This is a genomic window from Halioglobus sp. HI00S01, from assembly GCF_001635445.1.
Lineage (GTDB): Bacteria > Pseudomonadota > Gammaproteobacteria > Pseudomonadales > Halieaceae > Halioglobus > Halioglobus japonicus.
Genome location: NZ_LWEE01000015.1, coordinates 120,676 through 139,004, shown reverse-complemented (window position 1 = coordinate 139,004; position 18,329 = coordinate 120,676). Strand labels below are relative to the sequence as shown.

13 protein-coding genes and 1 pseudogene are annotated in these 18,329 nt (G+C 59.7%); 10 read left to right on the top strand and 4 right to left on the bottom strand.

What is annotated here, in order from left to right:
* Window positions 1-255 precede the first annotated feature (255 nt).
* The 4 genes and pseudogenes from A3709_RS03670 (at window position 256) to tadA (ending at window position 3,341) form a co-directional block, all read left to right on the top strand.
* Window positions 256-855, top strand: a complete 600-nt coding sequence (locus A3709_RS03670) for an alpha-ketoglutarate-dependent dioxygenase AlkB (RefSeq protein ID WP_082849867.1) — start codon at window positions 256-258, stop codon at window positions 853-855.
* A gap of 108 nt (window positions 856-963) precedes the next feature.
* A pseudogene (locus A3709_RS24425) lies at window positions 964-1,364 on the top strand (nitroreductase family deazaflavin-dependent oxidoreductase).
* A gap of 54 nt (window positions 1,365-1,418) precedes the next feature.
* Complete coding sequence (locus A3709_RS03660) at window positions 1,419-2,789, top strand: hypothetical protein (RefSeq protein WP_066050237.1); 1,371 nt, start codon at window positions 1,419-1,421, stop codon at window positions 2,787-2,789.
* Window positions 2,790-2,879: 90 nt separating this feature from the next.
* The gene (gene tadA, locus A3709_RS03655) at window positions 2,880-3,341 is read left to right on the top strand and encodes a tRNA adenosine(34) deaminase TadA (RefSeq protein ID WP_066050234.1); all 462 of its coding nucleotides are present in this window, start codon (window positions 2,880-2,882) and stop codon (window positions 3,339-3,341) included.
* Here the strand turns inward: tadA and A3709_RS03650 are convergent.
* The 3 genes from A3709_RS03650 to mltF form a co-directional block, all read right to left on the bottom strand.
* Window positions 3,338-4,486, bottom strand: a complete 1,149-nt coding sequence (locus A3709_RS03650; RefSeq protein ID WP_066050232.1) for a cache domain-containing protein — start codon at window positions 4,484-4,486, stop codon at window positions 3,338-3,340. The two genes, tadA and A3709_RS03650, sit on opposite strands and share 4 nt — an antisense overlap.
* Window positions 4,483-5,787, bottom strand: coding sequence for a TAXI family TRAP transporter solute-binding subunit (locus tag A3709_RS03645; protein WP_066050227.1), 1,305 nt, complete (start codon window positions 5,785-5,787; stop codon window positions 4,483-4,485). The genes A3709_RS03650 and A3709_RS03645 overlap by 4 nt, the downstream gene beginning before the upstream one ends.
* A 75-nt stretch (window positions 5,788-5,862) precedes the next feature.
* Window positions 5,863-7,290, bottom strand: coding sequence for a membrane-bound lytic murein transglycosylase MltF (gene mltF / locus A3709_RS03640; RefSeq protein ID WP_066050225.1), 1,428 nt, complete (start codon window positions 7,288-7,290; stop codon window positions 5,863-5,865).
* A 135-nt stretch (window positions 7,291-7,425) separates the two neighbouring features.
* Here mltF and purL point away from each other — a divergent pair, with 135 nt between their 5' ends.
* The 3 genes from purL (at window position 7,426) to secF (ending at window position 14,251) form a co-directional block, all read left to right on the top strand.
* Window positions 7,426-11,322, top strand: coding sequence for a phosphoribosylformylglycinamidine synthase (gene purL, locus A3709_RS03635; RefSeq protein WP_066050222.1), 3,897 nt, complete (start codon window positions 7,426-7,428; stop codon window positions 11,320-11,322).
* Between the two features lie 135 nt (window positions 11,323-11,457).
* Window positions 11,458-13,335, top strand: coding sequence for a protein translocase subunit SecD (secD, locus tag A3709_RS03630; RefSeq protein WP_066050219.1), 1,878 nt, complete (start codon window positions 11,458-11,460; stop codon window positions 13,333-13,335).
* A gap of 1 nt (window position 13,336) precedes the next feature.
* Window positions 13,337-14,251: a protein translocase subunit SecF gene (secF, locus tag A3709_RS03625; RefSeq protein ID WP_066050216.1), complete on the top strand. Its 915-nt coding sequence runs from the start codon at window positions 13,337-13,339 to the stop codon at window positions 14,249-14,251.
* Window positions 14,252-14,883: 632 nt separating this feature from the next.
* On the opposite strand, the gene A3709_RS03620 is transcribed toward secF, so the two are convergent.
* Entirely contained in the window at window positions 14,884-15,678 is a 795-nt protein-coding gene (locus A3709_RS03620) for an inositol monophosphatase family protein (RefSeq protein WP_066050213.1), read from the bottom strand.
* Between the two features lie 94 nt (window positions 15,679-15,772).
* Between A3709_RS03620 and A3709_RS03615 the strand changes: the two genes are divergently transcribed.
* From A3709_RS03615 to A3709_RS03605, 3 genes are all read left to right on the top strand, one after another.
* The gene (locus tag A3709_RS03615; protein ID WP_066050211.1) at window positions 15,773-16,507 is read left to right on the top strand and encodes an RNA methyltransferase; all 735 of its coding nucleotides are present in this window, start codon (window positions 15,773-15,775) and stop codon (window positions 16,505-16,507) included.
* 98 nt (window positions 16,508-16,605) lie between these two features.
* On the top strand, window positions 16,606-17,079 hold the full coding sequence (gene iscR, locus A3709_RS03610; protein ID WP_066050208.1) for a Fe-S cluster assembly transcriptional regulator IscR: 474 nt from the start codon (window positions 16,606-16,608) through the stop codon (window positions 17,077-17,079).
* A gap of 24 nt (window positions 17,080-17,103) precedes the next feature.
* The gene (locus A3709_RS03605; protein WP_066050205.1) at window positions 17,104-18,318 is read left to right on the top strand and encodes an IscS subfamily cysteine desulfurase; all 1,215 of its coding nucleotides are present in this window, start codon (window positions 17,104-17,106) and stop codon (window positions 18,316-18,318) included.
* Window positions 18,319-18,329: the final 11 nt, after the last annotated feature.

Genomic DNA, 18,329 nt, shown 5'->3' with positions numbered 1-18,329 from the left:
GAGAGTAGCCAATCCTTTCAGTTAAGTTCCTATAGCGTAACTTTTTTAGAAAGAAATATTTGGAGTAGGGCATTAGCACTTGTAAAGTTTACAAGTCTAAAAGTGCTAAAATACTGATTACATTAGGAATTTGAGGGAGTTACAAAAGCAGAAATGAAGAACGAAACTTGTAAACTACTTGTAAACTCAGTTTTGCCCCTCGCAAACCCTTGCTACATAAGGCTTTGTAAAAGTGTAACTATTGAGTGGGAGTGAGTGGGCGAATCTGCTGCGGGTGAATGCCTGGCGCTGGAAGGCGCCGAGCTAACCCTGTACCGCCAGCCGTGGCCCGAGGTGGACACCGCTGGCCTGCTGGCGGAGCTGGTCGAGGCTACCCCCTGGCGGCAGGAAACCATCACCCTGTTCGGTAAGACCCATTTACAGCCGCGCTTGCTGTCCTGGTGCGGCGATGCCAATGCCAGCTACCGTTATTCCGGCAAAACCTATCAGCCGGAACCCTGGACACCGTTGCTCGATGATTTGCGCGGCCGCCTTGAGCGGTTGACGGGAGCATCGTTTAACAGCGTGTTACTCAACTACTACCGCGATCATCGCGACTCCATGGGGCTGCACGCCGACGATGAGCCGGAGCTCGGTCCACAGCCAACGATTGCATCCTTGAGCCTGGGAGAAGAGCGCAAGCTGATCTTCAGGCCGCGCGCCAAGGGCGAGGCCGGCAAGCTGGATATTCCGCTACCTGACGGCAGTGTGCTGGTGATGGCTGGTCAGACCCAGACCAACTGGAAACACGGTATTCGCAAGCTCAATCGGCCCTGCGGCCCACGGCTTAACCTGACGTTTCGCCAGATTATCTGAGCGCAGCTTCGACGTTGGCGTGCCGCGTCGCTGGGCAGGTCTATAGTGAATGTGTTCGCATATTGAGGATATGACGATGGCAGACTATATCCCCCCGCGCTGTACTGGGTGCGTAAACAGGTTGAGCTTTACGAGAGCAGTGGTGGCAAGGAGGGCTATCTCCTGGAAGGCACAGACATGCCCTGCGTTTTGTTTACGCACATCGGCGTGAAGTCCGGTGCGTTGCGCAAGCGCCTGTGATGCGGGTTGAAGTGGATGACGCCTATGTGTTGATCGGGTCGATGGGTGGCCAGCCCCAGAATCCCGCCTGGGTTGCGAAACTTCGCGCCAGTCCCGATATCACCCTGCGCGATCGTGAGAAGGTGTTTAAGATGACGGTGCGCGAAGTGGATGACCGCGCCGAGCGAGAAAAGCTCTGGGCAGCTGCCGTGGCTGCATACCCCGATTACGATGCGTATCAGGCCAAGACCGATCGTGTGATTCCCGTCTTTGTTGCAGAGCAACGCTGAGCCTAATATTGTTGCGACACTTATCAGGAACTTTTCACGGAGGAAAATCTCTGCATGTCGCAACTCCCCTCACTTGAATCGCTGGCCTGGCGAACGCGGCCGGGTATTCTCGGCGCTCATTCGGCAAGTCCCGAAAGCATCCATGCGTTGCTCGGCTACTATCTGCGCGATCGCAACTCGCCCAGCCCTTACCCGGGTAGAGATGGCTTGCTCGACGGCAGTCTGTTTGACTGGGGGGTGGCTCCGCCACTTGAAAAAGTTATCCGCGGTCCGGAGGAGCTGTCGCTGCTGTTAGGAATGCCCGAAGTGTACCGGCAGGCAGTGCATGTGGTGGAGCCCTGGAAGAATGTTGGCATTAATCTGCAGGGCGAGGAGGTGCGCGCCTCCAAGAACGTCGCTTATATTCTCCAGCAGGTTGCGGATCTCGATACCGTGCTTTACCCGATGTGGGACAGCGGTGTGTTCGACGCCAGGCGTCTCGCCCATGCCACCAGCGCTGGGATTGCCACTGTGGTGCAGGGCGGCAACCCCTCTGCCTACGATCCCGCAAGCTTTGCGGGAAGCGCCGCAAGCCTGGAGCAGATGCTTAGTTTCACCGACGAGCTGTTGCTGCGTCGATCAACCGACAGTGGGCCGAGTATTTTCATTTGCCTGGGGCATCAGTTGGCCGCGGTGTCGCAGATACGCCTGCTGCGCCGTGCGGTGAACGAGATCGAGGCACTGGCTTATCTTTCGCTGGATGACGAGGGTAGGGCGCTCGAGAGCCTGCGGCGTGTTGCCTGCAAAATCCGCGAGATGGGTGCCAGCCTGCAGGTGATTAAAAATGGCGAGTGCATTGCAGACGGTTGGGAGCATCCCATGTTCGCCGTCGCCCGCAACGAGGATGTAGAGGTTGGCACGCGGCAGTTACTGCCCTATCGCGATCGCGCCCACAGCCATATTCCGCTGGAACTCAACGATACCCATGCCCTGGTGGCCGATGATCTCGACGGGGTTATCGATACACTGATGAGCCATGAGCGCACGCTGGAAATCGAGATGTTCCACAGTGATGAGGTGAATCTGGAGGCGGCGCTGTTTGCCAACTGGGCCTTCAAGTTACTGCACGATTCACTGGTGCCACTGCGCTATCAGGTCGCAGTAAGTCCTCTGGCCTGGTTGTTGAGCCTGCCTTATGCGGTGGAGATACTCTCTCAGACCCAGGTGGATGAGGAACACTGGACTGAAGTCTCCACAACCTGCATTTACTATAAAGACTGGGAGACGCATACGCTGCGACGCTCCTTTACCTGCCAATTCCACCCCGAACTGATGGCTGATATTCGCGACATTGGCAAGCGTGAGGGGCCGCGTTATGCGGAATTGAAAGACAACGATGGTGCGCGCTTGCTGGTGCGTCTGCTTTACCACGGGATGCAGGAATAACGCCCGCAGGTGGTGTTTCTGCTGTGCCCACTTGGTACCATGCGCCCCCTGGAGGCCAGCGACCTGCGGCCGCGATCTGACTGAGTAGCCATGACATTAATAGCAGAACATGAGCAGTGGATGCGCCGGGCCCTGGCCCTGGCGGACCGCGCTGAGAATGAAGGTGAAGTGCCTATCGGCGCCGTGTTGGTGCGCGACGGCCAGCTGTTGGGTGAGGGCTGGAATTCGGTTATTGCTTACTCCGACCCCACTGCCCACGCAGAGGTGGTGGCCATGCGCGATGCCGCCAAATTGGTGGGTAACTACCGGCTGCCGGGCACAACCCTTTACGTCACGCTTGAGCCCTGCACCATGTGCGTAGGTGCCATGATTCACGCCCGGGTCGAGCAACTGGTGTTTGCCGCCCGAGAACCCCGGGCCGGTGCCGTGTGCAGTACCAGTAACCTGTTGGATGATCCTCGATACAATCACGCTGTGAAGTGGCAGGAAGGTGTGCTGGCCGAGGAGAGCTCCTCGCGCCTAAAGGCCTTTTTCAAGGCGCGTCGGGCTTAGGCTCCGCCGCCGCCCTCGGGGTAGTCCCCCAGCTCTATCTCGGGCGCGTCGTCGAGCTCTTCGGGCAGTTTACGCCCGCGCCAATACCACACCGACCACAGCGACAACGCGTAAATCAGCAGTAGCGGGCCGGCCAGCGCCGGGCGTTCGCTGGCCGCAAATTCGGCGATCTCGGCCATATCGAATTCAGCGATGACGGCCCAGCTGTGGCGACCAATGCTCAGCGGTGCAAAGCCCGACATCACCGGTATGCCGCGGTAGTCATCAATCACCATGCGACCCTGCTCGCCCGCCAGTGCGCGGGCGACCGAAGGTGAGTCCACCGTTTGCAACAGCACAGTGCTTTCCTCACTGAAGCGTGAGTTGCTGCGCATCAGCAGGTCCTCGCCCACCACGTAGGTCTCGCCGCTGTCGCCCATGCCATCGGTGGAATTCATGATGCTGAGAATGTGGTCGGTGGGCAGCTGCAGTGCCATGACACCCAGAAATTCCTCGTCGGGAGAGACGATGGCCGTCGCAATGAAAATAGCCGGTGCGTCGGCGCTGGGTCCGTAGCGGCGCATATCACTGACTGCGATGACCTGGCTGGCGGCACCATTGCGCGCAATGGTGAAAACTTCGCCCAGCCCGGTATCGGCCCAGGGGCCATCCACCAGATTGGTGGCGAAATCGTCTTCTTTCTCGACGGTGTAGTAAATGTCGCCCTCGGGGCCGATCAGGAAGAAATCATAATAGCCGCGGTGAGTCACGAACTGACGCGCGACCGGGTGCGTGCGAGCGTGCAAATCGCTGTAGGCGCTGCCGTCGCCAGGGTCGTCGAGGTTGAGTAGAAACCCGGCGGGGTGGGGGTTGTCATAGATATAGAGTGCGCGCAGACGCTGGTCAAAACCTTCGCCCTCGTCGTCCCACAGCGTGTTCAGCTGTATCTGGCTATTGACGATGCCCTCGTTGCGGCTCCAGAAGCGCAGCTCGGCCTGGGCCGTGGCGAAATATTCCTGCAGTGTGCCACGGCGCAACTCGGCGAGTAGCTGTGCACGGTCGCCGATATAGCCCTGGTAATAACGCAGGTTCCACTGACTGTATCCAAATATCAGGACCGCAATCATGACCGCCAGTGCCGCTGCCCAACCCAGCCAGAACTTCATGCTTTGGCCTCCTTGTCGACTTCGCCAACGCCGAACAGGAGCAGCCGGTCGCGAACGAGCGCGTCGACAGCCTGCCAGGTAAATGAAAACTGCTCGAACTCGTCCTGGCTGACGCGTTCCCGTTCCAGGTCGCCCACCACTTGTTCGAGAATATCCATCAAGCGGTGCTTATGCCCCAGCATGGACTGAATGTTCTGGTCGTGGCGAACGGTGGCCGCAAGACTCATCAGCTCCTTATTGAAATCATGCATGCGCATACGTCGCGACCGAACCCAGTGGGTACGCAGAGCCAGTAATGCGGAGCAGATAATTGCCACCATATACAGAATGGCCGATACCAGGCGCGCGTTCTGCTGCATGATGCCGGGCTTCTCCCGGTCGTACCACGCCTGTGCACCGGGGTGGGTGCTGATCACACTATTGGCGTCATCGGCAATGGGTGCGATAAACCCTGCCAGCAGGCTGTGGTCGAGAATTTCCGAGCGGTTCTGGAAAATTGCCTGGGTAAGCCGGTACACCAGGTGCTCATCCATATCGGTGCGAGTCACCAGCAGCCGGTTGACCACGGCCGTATCCAGGTGTTGCTCGGGCAGGGCGGGGCTGCCGCGGTATGAGCCTCGCGGAATAATGCCCGGCGATATGGCCGGTTGCTTGAGCCCCAGTGCCTCTGACTGGCCGATCTCAATCAGCCGTAATTGTTTGTCCCTGACCAACTCACGAATGGCCTCGTTGCCTGGCGCCCGCACGCGGAACACGGCGTCTATCTGCCCCTGCTCCATGGCAAAGTTGGCCGCGGCCTCGGCCATGGGCAGTGCCTCGGGAATCTCGTTGGCGATGCCGTAGTGTCTGGCCAGGAACTGGAATGAGCTGAATTGACCGCTGCTGGTAGGCGGCACGGCGATGCGCTGGTTAGCCAGGTCACTGAAAGCGGTAATGCCACTCCCTTCACTGGCAATCAGATGATAGGCGTCCTGGTACAGCGAGGTGACGGCGGCAATTTCATCGGAGACCCGGGAGTCGGCCTGGATAGTGGCGAAGGCGACTCTATTGTCGTTCAGGAATTGTACGTTCTGGGTGCTGCCGCCACTCTCGAACACGATGAGCGTAAACCCGAGGTCCTTTTCGTTGAGCACCGTGGCAATGGCCTGGGTCAGTGCCAGTGATTCGCTGCCGGCGGTGCCGCCGGCAATCGCCAGGCGCTGGTCGCGGGCGGTGCCCAGCCAGATCACCAGTGCGGCGAGTGTCATCAGCCAGACAGCGGCGATGAGAATCACTCTGAGGCGGGGCGATAGCAGTTTCAAGACGGGGGTCTCTGGTGTTGAAGGCGAAGATTATAAGCACCATTGAAGGTGTATTGGAATGACTCTGGCGGTCTTCTACAGCGCTTGCAGCTGCACTGACCTGACTTGCTCAGGCACCAGCGGCGCTACATCAATCGGCGGCAGTGGTTGCTGTGCCGCGATGTCCTGCCAGGCCAGAATGCCCTGGTAGTGGCGGATATTTTGCACGTAGGTGGCGGCTTCCTGGCCCCTGGCGTAGCCGTAACGCAGGGTTTCGAAATAGCGGCTCTTCTCCAGCAGCGGGATGTATTGCAACACGTCTTCCCACAGGTGCGGGTCGCCACCCATGCGCTCGGTAAGCACCCGCGCATCTGACAGGTGACCACGGCCAATGTTGTAGGCCGCCAGGGCCATGTAGGTGCGATCGGGTTCGTAGATATCGTCCGGCAGCCGGCGCTTCAGGGTTTTGAAGTAGCGCGCGCCGCCGCGCAGGCTTTGCAGGGCATCGGTACGGTTGGTCACGCCCATTTCGCGCGCTGTGGGCAGGGTCAGCATCATCATGCCGCGCACGCCGGTGGGTGATTCGGCCTTCGGGTCCCAGTGTGATTCCTGATAGGCAATGGCCGCCAGCAGGTGCCAGTCCAGCTGGAATTCCCGGGCCACTTTTTCGATCATGGGTCGGTATTCTGGCAGCGTGCGCTCCATGCTGAGCGTAAAGGTGTGCGAGCCAATGCGGGGGATAATTCGGGTGTTGCCAAAGTGCTCCTTGCGCAGCTGTTCCAGGGTGCCGTCGGCCTGCAATTGTTCCAGGAAAACATCCATCTCAGCCTTGAGGCGCGTGTTGTCGCTGATCGGCGGCAGATACCACACCATGTCCTGGGCGGAGCCCAGATCGAACGCCACTTTTAAGCGCGGATAAAGGCGCTGCTGCACTTCAAATTCGTTGGAGTCCACCAGCGCCACGTCAGCGCGCTGCTCGTTGATCTCCTCCAGGAGTTCCATGGAGTCCGCTTCGGCCAGCTCCCGCCACTCCAACTCCGGGTAACCGCCATCGCGCAGGGCCTCCATAGCCCGCGCATGGCTGGAACCTGCCAGTACAACAATGTCCATGTCGAGCATGCCTTTGACATCGCGGGGCCGAAAACTGCCCGCCCGGTAAACGACCTGCGGTTGAATTTCGTAGTAGGGCACGCTGTGTGGATAGCGGTCTTCCCGCTCGCCTGTCAGAGACAGACCCGCGGCGGCGAAGTGGGCTTCATTGCGATCCAGGGTGGTAAAGATATCCGCCAGGGAAAAGGCGGGCTGCATATGGAGTTCGACACCGAGGTGCTCGGCGAAGCGGCTGGCGAGGGCGTGCTCAAAGCCGGCCGGCTCACTCTTGTCGATAAACCAGGTGGTAGGGCTGTTGCGGCTGATAACGTGGAGCTCGCCGCTGTCCTGGATCTGGCTCAGGGCATCCGGTCGGGCACAGCCGACGAGGAGCATCGTGCAGGACAGGTTGAGAATAAACAGTAGGCGAAACATGGTTTTATTCTAGCGCGTTGGCGGTGCGCTCCACAGGCACTATTACCGTGGCACCGGGGGCTGAAATCAGTTACGGACGGCGGTCAGTTGCTGTACAATGCCGCCTCGAAAAATCACCCCTTTCAGGACACTAGAATGCTGACCCTGCGCGGTGCACCGGCCCTCTCTGCTTTCCGTCTGGACAAGCTGGCACAGAAACTTTCTGCAATTCACCCTGAGATCAAACTCCTGCACACGGAGTTCGTTCATTTCGCCGACCTGGCAGCGCCGCTGGCAGCGGACCGCGAGCAGGTGCTGGCCCGGCTCCTCGAGTACGGCCCCACCATTAGCGAGGACGGCCATGTGGGTGAGGGCGAGGCCAGTCAGCTGGTACTGGTGACGCCTCGCCCGGGCACGATTTCGCCCTGGTCGAGCAAGGCCACCGACATTGCCCACAACTGTGGCTTGCAGGAAGTCACCCGGGTTGAGCGCGGCCTGGCGTATCATCTGGCGCTGCCGGCGACCTTGTCCGACGAGCAACATCAGGCTGTCATCGGTTTACTGCATGACCGCATGACTGAAAGTGTCTTCAGCCGTCTCGAAGATGCCGAGGCCCTGTTCAGCAACGCCGAGCCGGCACCCATGACATCCGTCGACGTACTTGGCGGTGGCAGGGCGGCACTCGAGCAGGCTGACCAGACCCTGGGTCTGGCACTGGCCGACGATGAGATCGACTACCTGGTGGAGAGCTTCCAGCAGCTGGGCCGCAACCCCAACGATGTCGAGCTGATGATGTTTGCCCAGGCAAACTCCGAGCACTGCCGCCACAAGATATTCAATGCCAGCTGGAGCATCGATGGCGAGGAGCAGGAACTGTCCCTGTTCAAGATGATCCGCAATACCAATGAGCAGGGCGGTGAGAATGTTCTCTCCGCCTACTCTGATAACGCTGCGGTGGTGGCTGGTCATCACGCAGGTCGTTTTTATCCCGACCCGGACAGCTGCGAATACAGCTTCTCTCAGGAGAACATCCACCTGTTGATGAAGGTGGAAACCCACAATCACCCCACGGCCATTGCGCCGTTCCCGGGGGCGGGCACCGGCTCGGGCGGTGAGATCCGCGACGAGGGTGCTGTGGGTCGCGGTTCCAAGCCCAAGGTGGGCCTTACCGGTTTCTCTGTGTCCAACCTGAATATTCCCGGCTACGAGCAGCCCTGGGAGAGTGCCTACGGCAAGCCCGGCCGTATCGTGTCTGCCCTGGACATCATGCTCGAAGGTCCCATCGGCGGCGCCGCATTCAATAACGAATATGGTCGTCCCAATCTCTGTGGTTACTTCCGCAGCTTCGAGCTGGAGGCGCCTGGCGTTAACGGCGACGAAGTCCGCGGATATCACAAGCCCATCATGATTGCCGGTGGGTACGGCAACATTCGTGAAGAGCATGTCGAGAAGGGTGAGTACCGCCCCGGCGCCAAATTGATTGCCCTGGGTGGCCCGGCCATGCTGATTGGTCTGGGTGGAGGCGCGGCCTCTTCCATGGCCAGTGGTCAGAGTGCTGAAGATCTGGACTTTGCCTCCGTGCAACGCCAGAACCCGGAGATTGAACGCCGCTGTCAGGAAGTGATTGACCGCTGCTGGCAGCTGGGCGAAGACAACCCGATTGCCTTTATTCATGACGTGGGTGCCGGCGGTCTGTCCAATGCCTTCCCCGAGCTTGTCAAAGACGGCAACCGTGGCGGTAAATTCGAACTGCGCAACGTGCCCAACGATGAGCCGGGTATGTCGCCCCTGGAAATCTGGTGCAACGAGTCCCAGGAGCGCTACGTGATGGCCGTTGAGCCTGAGAACCTGGCGCGCTTTAAAGAAATCTGTGAGCGTGAGCGCTGCCCCTATGCTGTGGTCGGTGAGGCTACTGAGGAAATGCACCTCAGCCTGACGGATGCCCACTTCGGCAATGCCCCGGTCGACCTGCCCATGTCGGTGTTGTTCGGCAAGCCGCCGCGTATGCACCGCGAAATCAACCGCGTGAACGTTGCCCAGCAGTCGCTGGACATTGGTATAGATATCAACGAAGCCGCGGAGCGCGTCCTGCAACTGCCCGCCGTGGCCAGCAAGAACTTCCTGATCACCATTGGCGACCGCACCGTTACCGGCATGGTTGCGCGCGACCAGATGGTCGGCCCCTGGCAGGTGCCGGTAGCAGATTGCGCCGTAACCACCGTGTCCTACGATTCCTTTGCTGGCGAAGCTATGGCCATGGGCGAGCGCACACCGCTGGCCCTGCTCGACGGCCCGGCCTCTGGGCGTATGGCTGTGGCCGAAGCAATCACTAATATTGCCGCAGCCAGTATTGCCGATATTCGCGACATCAAGCTCTCCGCTAACTGGATGTGTGCCGCCGGCTACGGCGCTGAAGACGAAGCGCTCTACGATACCGTGCGCGCCGTTGGCATGGAGTTCTGCCCCGAGGTGGGCCTGACGATTCCGGTGGGCAAGGACTCCATGTCCATGCGCACCACCTGGCGCGATGGCGATGAGGACAAGGCGGTCACCGCACCGATGTCCCTCATTGTGTCTGCCTTCTCGCCGGTGACTGATGCGCGCCTTTCCGTCACACCGCAACTGCAGCCCGAAGCGGATGCCAGCCTGGTCCTGATTGATCTTGGCCGCGGCGCAAACCGCCTGGGTGGCTCCGCTCTGGCCCAGACCAGTGGCCAGCTGGGTGACACCGCACCGGATATTGCCGCTGCCGACCTGAAAGCCTTCTTCAACCTGGTGCAGGAGCAACTGCAGGCGGGCAAACTGCTGGCCTACCACGACCGCTCCGACGGCGGCCTGCTGGTGACGCTGGCGGAAATGGCCTTCGCGGGGCACTGTGGCTTGGCGGTGGATGTGGCGTCAGTTCCCGGTGACGATGTTGCCTGCCTGTTCAACGAAGAGGCCGGTGCCGTACTGCAGGTGGCTAATGCCGACCTGGCCACGCTGCAGGCGCGGGCCACGGAGCTTGGCCTGGGTAATTGCACACACGTGATTGGCGCCGCAGTGAGCGGTGATCGTTTGGCAATTAATGACGGTGAGCGCGAAGTGATTGCCGGCCAGCGGGCGGATATTCAGCGTATGTGGGCGCGTACCAGCTACGAGATTCAGGCGCTGCGGGATAACCCGGACTGCGCCCGGGAAGAATTCGAGCGCATTGGTACCGGCGAGGCAGGGCTGTCTGCCAGCCTGAGCTTTGACCCCGCCGAGGATGTGGCCGCGCCGATGATTAACACCGGCGTGCGGCCACGGATTGCCGTGCTGCGTGAGCAGGGCGTCAATGGTCACGTGGAGATGGCCGCGGCCTTCCACAAGGCAGGCTTCGCCCCGTATGACGTGCACATGAGCGATATTCTCGGTGGTCGTGTCGGCCTCGCGGACTTCAAGGGCCTGGTGGCCTGCGGCGGTTTCTCCTACGGCGACGTCCTCGGCGCCGGTGAGGGCTGGGCCAAGAGCATTTTGTTCAACGAGGCGGTGCGCGAAGAGNTCAGCGCATTCTTCGATCGCGCCGACAGCTTCACGCTGGGGGTGTGTAACGGTTGCCAGATGGTCTCTACCCTGAAAGACCTGATTCCGGGTGCCGGGCACTGGCCGCGCTTTGTGCGCAACCGCTCCGAGCAGTTTGAGGCTCGCCTGGCGCTGGTGCAGGTCCAGGAGAGCCCCTCCATCCTGCTCGACGGCATGGCCGGTTCACATATGCCGATTGCCGTGGCCCACGGCGAAGGTCGCGCCGAATTTGCCGACGCCAACGCGCTGGCGACCTGTGAGAGCAGCGGCACCATTGCCACGCGTTATGTCGAGGGTGATCTGGCGGTAGCCGAGCGCTATCCCGCCAACCCCAACGGCTCGCCCAATGGCATTACCGGCCTGACCAGTGAAGACGGCCGCGCCACCATCATGATGCCGCACCCGGAGCGGGTTTTCCGCACCGTGCAGTATTCCTGGGAGCCCGAGGGCTGGGGTGAAGACGCGGGCTGGCTGCGTCTGTTCCGCAACGCGCGCCGCTGGTTAGGGTAATTTTCCCATTCGCCGGCCCTTGAAGCCCGGGGCCGGCGCCCCCATCGACTCCATAACGGCCTTTGTGGCAGACGGTCTAACACCTATATAATGTCGCCTTTTTTCGCCGGCTGAACCGGCACATGAAGTGAATACATGCTGAATAAATATCCCCTGTGGAAATACCTGTTGGTACTGCTCGTGGTCGGTTTAGGCCTCGTATACGCAGCCCCCAACCTCTACAAGCCCGACCCTGCGCTGCAGATTACCGGCGAGAGCAGTGCCCAATTGATTGATGAAGACATCATGGGCCGTGCACTCACGGCTCTGGATGAAGCCGGTATCGAGCATTTTGGCGAGTTGATTGATCCCAAGGGGCGCAACGGTCTGGTCCGGCTGCGCGACGCCGAGGAGCAGCTCGTGGCTCAGGCCCGGGTTTCACGGGTATTGGGCGATGGCTTTATTGTCGCGTTGAACCTGGCCCCAACCACGCCGCAGTGGCTCAGCGATATCGGCGCGCAGCCGGTCAAGCTCGGCCTCGACCTGCGTGGTGGCGTGCACTTCAAGCTCGAAGTGGATGTCGATGCCGCGATCGAGCGGCGCATGGAGTACTACCTCAACGCCACCAAACGCGCTCTTCGTGAAGACCGCATCCGCGGCTACGTGAACCTCGATCAGCAGGGCCGCCTGGAAACCAAATTCAAGAGCGAGAGCCTGCGTGAACAGGCCCGCGCTATCATCGCCGAAAACCACCCCGAGCTGGTGCTGGACCGGGTTGATGAAGAGGGCAGCTGGAATCTCTACGCCAATATGACCGAGGCCTCGCGCAAGGAAATTGCCGATTATGCGGTCAGCCAGAACCTCACCACCCTGCGCAATCGTGTGAACGAGCTGGGTGTATCCGAGCCGCTGGTACAGCGCCAGGGCCAGAACCGCATTGTGGTTGAGCTGGCGGGTATTCAGGACACCGCCGAAGCCAAGCGTATTCTCGGCAAGGTGGCCAACCTGGAATTCCGCATGGTGGCGCGTCTGGAAGCGCCGGCAGCTGACAAGCAGCGGTTTGAATATCGCAGCGCCGATCGCGCCGGTATGAGCGAATGGCTGGAGCGCGACGTAATTCTCACCGGCGAGCGGGTTAGCAATGCCCAGGCCAGCTTTGACCAGAACGGCATGCCCAACGTCCAGATCAGCCTCGACAACGAGGGCGGCACGGCCATGTCACGGGCCACGCGCAACAATATCAAGCGTCGCATGGGCGTCCTGTTTATCGAGCGCAAGTACCGCACTCGCTATGAGATGCAGGAAGACGGCACCGAAATTGCCATCAAAACCCCCTATGATGAAAAGAAACTGCTGACCGCTCCGGTTATTCAGAGCGCCCTGGGTGCCCAGTTCCAGATCACAGGCCTGGACAGCCCCATGGAAGCGGCCGAACTGGCCCTGATGCTGCGCGCCGGTGCACTGGCCGCCCCTATTTCATTTGTTGAAGAGCGTACCGTTGGCCCCTCACTGGGTGCCGAGAACATTCGTCTGGGCGTAAAGTCAGTGCAGATTGGTCTCGCCCTGGTCGTGGTGTTCATGATCCTCTACTACCGTGTATTCGGCGTGGCGGCGGTCATTGCCCTGTCTGCGAACCTGGTGCTGCTGATCGCCTTTATGTCCATTATCGGAGCCACCCTCACACTGCCGGGTATTGCCGGTATCGTGCTGACGGTTGGTATGGCGGTGGACGCCAACGTGCTCATATTCTCGCGAATACGCGAGGAGCTCAGAAATGGGCTATCGCCACAAATGGCCATTCACGCCGGTTACGAGCGTGCCGTCTCCACCATTCTTGACGCCAATATCACCACCCTGATTGTTGCCGTCATTCTTTACGCCGTGGGCACCGGCCCTGTGAAAGGCTTTGCGGTGACCCTGTCTGTGGGCATCGTGACCTCCATGTTCACTGCGATCATGGGTACGCGCGCCATTACCAACCTGATTTACGGCGGCCGCCGTGTCGAGAAGCTGTCCATCGGGGGAGGCGTATAACATGAAGGTCATTAATTTCATGGGCCAGCGCAAACTGGCTATCCTGTTCTCCATCGCACTGCTGGTCACGGCCATTGGTTCACTGGCCACCAAGCAGCTTAACTGGGGCCTGGATTTCACTGGCGGAACGTTGGTAGAAGTGCATTACTCCGAAACCGCAGACCTCACTGCCATCCGCAACACCCTGGAAACGCAAGGGTTCGCCGGCGCGGTGGTAGTCAGCTTCGGCACCGACAAAGACGTGCTCATCCGCCTGCCACAGGGCTATTCGGATAAGCAGGGCGCCGAACTGCTCGGCAAACTGCAGGCGGCCTACGACGGCACGGTTGAGTTGCGCCGCATCGAGTTTGTGGGCCCGCAGGTAGGTGACGAACTCCGCGAGCAGGGTGGCCTGGCTATGCTGTTGGCTCTGGGCCTTGTCATGCTCTACATCGCCTTCCGCTTCCAGTTCAAATTTGCTGTCGGCGCGGTAGTGGCTCTGGTTCACGACGTACTAATCGTGCTGGGCTTCTTCTCGGTCATGGGCATGGAGTTCGACCTCACAGTACTGGCGGCATTGCTGGCGGTAATCGGTTACTCCCTGAACGACACCATTGTTGTCTCCGACCGCATTCGCGAGAACTTCCGCAAGCTGCGCAAGGCGGATTCGGAAGAGATCATCAACATCTCCCTCACCGAAACCCTGGGCCGTACCTTGGTGACCTCGTTGACCACCATGATGGTGCTGGTGGCCCTGGCGCTGTTCGGTGGTGAAATGATTCACGCCTTTGCCATTGCCCTGCTGGTGGGTGTGGCCATCGGTACCTACTCATCTATCTATGTGGCGGCGAACACGCTGTTGATCATGGGTGTGAGTAAAGAAGACCTGATGATCCCCATCAAGGAAGGTTCAGAGCAAGAAGATCTGATGCCCTGATACTTGTTGCAGGTTGGCCGGGCGAGGCTCGGTCAGCAGGCATCGACATGGCCCTGTTGAGGTTGTTGCTGGACCGGTTTTGGTTTGCGATATTTTCTGCAGGGCTTTTTTGTGTATTTTTGGTTGTGATCTGGGTGGTCGGATTGAAATCGAAGTAAGCCCTTCCGAGACCGCTGCAAGGCCATCCATGGCGCGCTTCGGCCTTCGCCATCCATGGCTACGGACGATCTCGGAAGGGCTTACTTCGATCTCAATCCTTGTTAGGTTCTAAACTGGGCGCTTTGCGGTATTTGCGTTTATAACTCTAGGAGTGGCGCATTTTTGTTGTGTGGGCTGGAACCTTAGTTTGGCCTTACGATCCAGTAGTTCCCGTTCGATTTATCTACACGCAGCGCTTTGTAGCTCAATGGAAGAGCGCATCCGTCGTGGGTTAAGGTTTTGCGAACAATCAGGCCGCGCTCAAGCGCAGCGGAGAGGGCGGAGGGCTTTCCGCGGTGGGTGTTTGAGGGGTGCTTGAGGATTGCGCAGCAATCCCACCCCGAGTTACGCCGCGGCCGTAGCCATCGGAGCTGTGCTTGCGGCCGTGAGCAAAACTTTAACCCACGGCGGATGTGCGTGCAGCAATAAAGAAATCAGCCAAGCAGGGGTTTAGTAGCCTGCAATACCGCCTTAAAACACTTAGGGTTGCCGGCAACAATATTGCCAGACTCCAGATAGTTCTCTGAGCCATTAAAGTCGCCAACCAGACCGCCAGCTTCCTTCACCAGCAGGGCGCCCGCAGCGATATCCCACTTGGCCAGGCCCACTTCCCAGAACGCGTCGAAGCGTCCCGAAGCCACATAGGCCAGGTCCAGCGCCGCAGAGCCCGCGCGGCGGATGCCTGCGCACTGGCCTGCCAGTACTTCCACTGACTTGGCGTAGGCCCCAAGCTTGTCGTCGCAGTGTCCCTTGAAGGGGATGCCCGTGCCCAGCAGGGCGCCGTCCAGAGAGTTGCGCTTGGTGACGCGGATACGGCGGCCGTTGAGAGAGGCGCCACGGCCGCGTGAGGCAGTGAATTCCTCGCGCAGTACCGGGTTGAGTACAACCGCGTGTTCCAGCTTGCCCTTATGCAGGCAGGCAATGGAGATCGCGTAGTGGGGGATGCCGCGTGCGAAGTTGGTGGTGCCATCGAGAGGGTCGATGATCCAGGTGTATTCCGCGTCGGCGTCGCCGTCCAGGCCGCCTTCTTCACCCAGAATCGCGTGATCCGGGTAGGCCTTCTTCAGGTGGTACCGAATTTCCTGCTCGGCGTTAACGTCCACTTCGCTGACAAAGTCGTTAGTACCCTTGGACACCACGTCGATACGATCCAGATCATCGGAGGCGCGCACGATGTTTTCGCCGGCTTTACGGGCGGCTCGCAGCGCAATGTTGACCATTGGTTCCATGGTGTTTTCCTGAGTCAGTGTTCGGGCGCGCGATTATAGAGCAAGCCGCACAAAAAATCTGCTAAACTTCGCGCCCCCAAATCAGGGCAGATTAATGAATCTCGACAACATTCGCATCGTGCTGGTAAACACCAACACGCCGGGCAATATCGGCGGAGTGGCTCGCGCCATGAAAAACATGGGTCTGCGCCGCCTGTATCTGGTGGAACCCAGGCAGTATCCGCACGAGGAGGCCACCTGGCGTGCCGCTTCTGCGGGTGATGTGCTCGATGGTGCCGTGGTGACCGAGACCCTGGATGAAGCTATTGCCGATTGCCAGTTTGTCGTGGGCACCAGCGCCCGGGGCCGCCGTATCCCCTGGCCGCTGCTTGATCCACGTAAATGTGCCGAGCGTATCGACGGTATTGCGGACGATCAGCAGGTGGCGATTCTGTTCGGGCGTGAAGACCGCGGCCTCAAGAATGAGGAGTTGCAGGCCTGTAACCTGCACCTGAATATCCCGACCTCGGAGGATTACAGCTCACTCAATCTGGCCATGGCGGTGCAGGTGGTGTGTTACGAGCTACGGATGCTGCTGGCGGCGGACAGTGTGCCAGCCACGGAAGACGCCGAGTGGGATGCCCCCTTTACCACTCGCGAGCAGATGGAGCTCTTTTACGAGCACCTGGAGCAAACCCTGATCGATGTGGAATTCCTCAATCCGACGGCCCCGCGCCAGCTGATGGCCCGCCTGCGCAGACTCTACAGCCGGGTGCGTCTGGATGAGATGGAATTGAACATTCTGCGGGGCATTCTGACCGAAACCCAGAAGCGGATTGGCAAGCGCTAGTCGGAGCTTTGTCCGACTAAATTGGTCGGGCTTATACTTGACCAAAAAGGTCGGTTATTGCATACTCGCTCCGCTAAATTAGATGGGGGGGTGAGACTATGCGTCTTACAACCAAAGGGCGTTATGCCGTAACTGCGATGCTGGATCTGGCGCTGCATGGCAGCAAGGGTCCGGTGAGTCTCGCGGACATCTCAGGACGACAGGATATTTCGCTGTCCTACCTGGAGCAGCTGTTCGCGAAATTGCGCCGCAATGAGCTGGTGACCAGCGTGCGCGGCCCTGGCGGCGGTTACCGGTTGAGCCGCGAGCGCGATGAGATTTTCGTCGCCCAGATCGTTGATGCGGTCAACGAAACCGTCGATGCCACGGGCTGTGCCGGCAAAGGGCATTGCCAACAGGGCGAAGTGTGCCTCACCCACCACCTTTGGGAAGACCTCAGCAAGCAGATTCACGGCTTCCTGAGTGACATCAGCCTGGCCCAGCTGATGGAAAAGCGAGAAGTGAAGACAATTTCCGCGCGTCAGGACGCGCGTCAAGATCGGGTAGAGACCCTGGCGCTCAGCGAGATCTGAGGCCGAATAACGGAGTTGTAGAAAATGCAGAAACCGATTTACTTTGACTATCTGGCCACCACCCCCTGCGACCCTCGGGTTGTAGAGAAAATGGTCCACTGCCTGTCGGTGGAGGGTAACTTCGGTAACCCGGCATCCCGCTCCCACCTGTACGGTTGGAAGGCGGAAGAAGCCGTTGAGAATGCCCGTCGCCAGGTGGCTGATCTGATTGGTGCCGACCCTCGCGAAATCGTCTGGACGTCGGGTGCCACCGAGTCCGACAACCTTGCCATCAAGGGCGTCGCCCACTTCTACGGCAAGAAAGGCAAGCACATCATCACCTCCAAGATCGAGCACAAAGCGGTGCTGGATACCTGCCGTCAACTCGAGCGCGAAGGCTTTGAGGTTACTTACCTCGACCCGGACGCCCACGGCCTGATTACCCCGGAGGCGGTGGCTGCGGCGCTGCGCGAAGACACTATTCTGGTCAGCATCATGCACGCCAACAACGAGATTGGCACCGTGAACGATATCGCCGGCATCGGCGAAGTCACCCGCAATGCCGGCGTGCTGTTCCATGTGGATGCAGCCCAGGGCGCGGGCAAAATCGCCATCGACCTGAAAGAAATGAAAGTGGACCTGCTGTCCATGTCAGGGCACAAAATGTATGGCCCTAAGGGTATTGGCGCACTGTACGTTCGTCGCAAGCCCCGCGTGCGTCTGGAATCGCAAATGCACGGTGGCGGTCATGAGCGCGGTATGCGCTCCGGCACCCTGGCCACTCACCAGATCGTGGGCATGGGCGAAGCCGCCCACATCGCCAAAGAAGAAATGGCGAGCGAAGCGGAGAAGGTTAACGCCCTGCGCCAGCGTTTCTGGGACGGCATCAAGGATATTGAAGAGGTTCACGTCAACGGTGATATGGACCAGCGCCTGCCCGGTGCGATTAACGTCAGCATAGCTTTCGTGGAAGGCGAATCCCTGATCATGTCGCTGAAGGATCTGGCTATTTCCTCAGGTTCCGCCTGTACCTCGGCGAGCCTGGAACCTTCCTACGTGCTGCGGGCACTGGGTCTGAACGACGAGCTGGCTCACAGCTCACTACGTTTCAGCTTCGGCCGCTTCACCACGGAAGAAGATGTAGACGTGGCAATCGAACAACTGCGCGGCGCCGTCGGCAAACTGCGCGAACTGTCCCCGCTCTGGGACATGTACAAAGACGGCATCGACCTGGACACAATTGAATGGGCCGCGCACTAGCGGTAGAGGAG

What these genes read in the sequence shown, in the direction of transcription:
- A3709_RS03605 (WP_066050205.1), top strand. Translation starts at nt 17,104, where the DNA reads ATGCAGAAACCGATTTACTTTGACTATCTGGCCACCACCCCCTGCGAC.
- secD (WP_066050219.1), top strand. Translation starts at nt 11,458, where the DNA reads ATGCTGAATAAATATCCCCTGTGGAAATACCTGTTGGTACTGCTCGTG.
- secF (WP_066050216.1), top strand. Translation starts at nt 13,337, where the DNA reads ATGAAGGTCATTAATTTCATGGGCCAGCGCAAACTGGCTATCCTGTTC.
- A3709_RS03660 (WP_066050237.1), top strand. Translation starts at nt 1,419, where the DNA reads ATGTCGCAACTCCCCTCACTTGAATCGCTGGCCTGGCGAACGCGGCCG.
- A3709_RS03620 (WP_066050213.1), bottom strand. Translation starts at nt 15,678, where the DNA reads ATGGAACCAATGGTCAACATTGCGCTGCGAGCCGCCCGTAAAGCCGGC.
- iscR (WP_066050208.1), top strand. Translation starts at nt 16,606, where the DNA reads ATGCGTCTTACAACCAAAGGGCGTTATGCCGTAACTGCGATGCTGGAT.
- A3709_RS03615 (WP_066050211.1), top strand. Translation starts at nt 15,773, where the DNA reads ATGAATCTCGACAACATTCGCATCGTGCTGGTAAACACCAACACGCCG.
- mltF (WP_066050225.1), bottom strand. Translation starts at nt 7,290, where the DNA reads ATGTTTCGCCTACTGTTTATTCTCAACCTGTCCTGCACGATGCTCCTC.
- A3709_RS03650 (WP_066050232.1), bottom strand. Translation starts at nt 4,486, where the DNA reads ATGAAGTTCTGGCTGGGTTGGGCAGCGGCACTGGCGGTCATGATTGCG.
- tadA (WP_066050234.1), top strand. Translation starts at nt 2,880, where the DNA reads ATGACATTAATAGCAGAACATGAGCAGTGGATGCGCCGGGCCCTGGCC.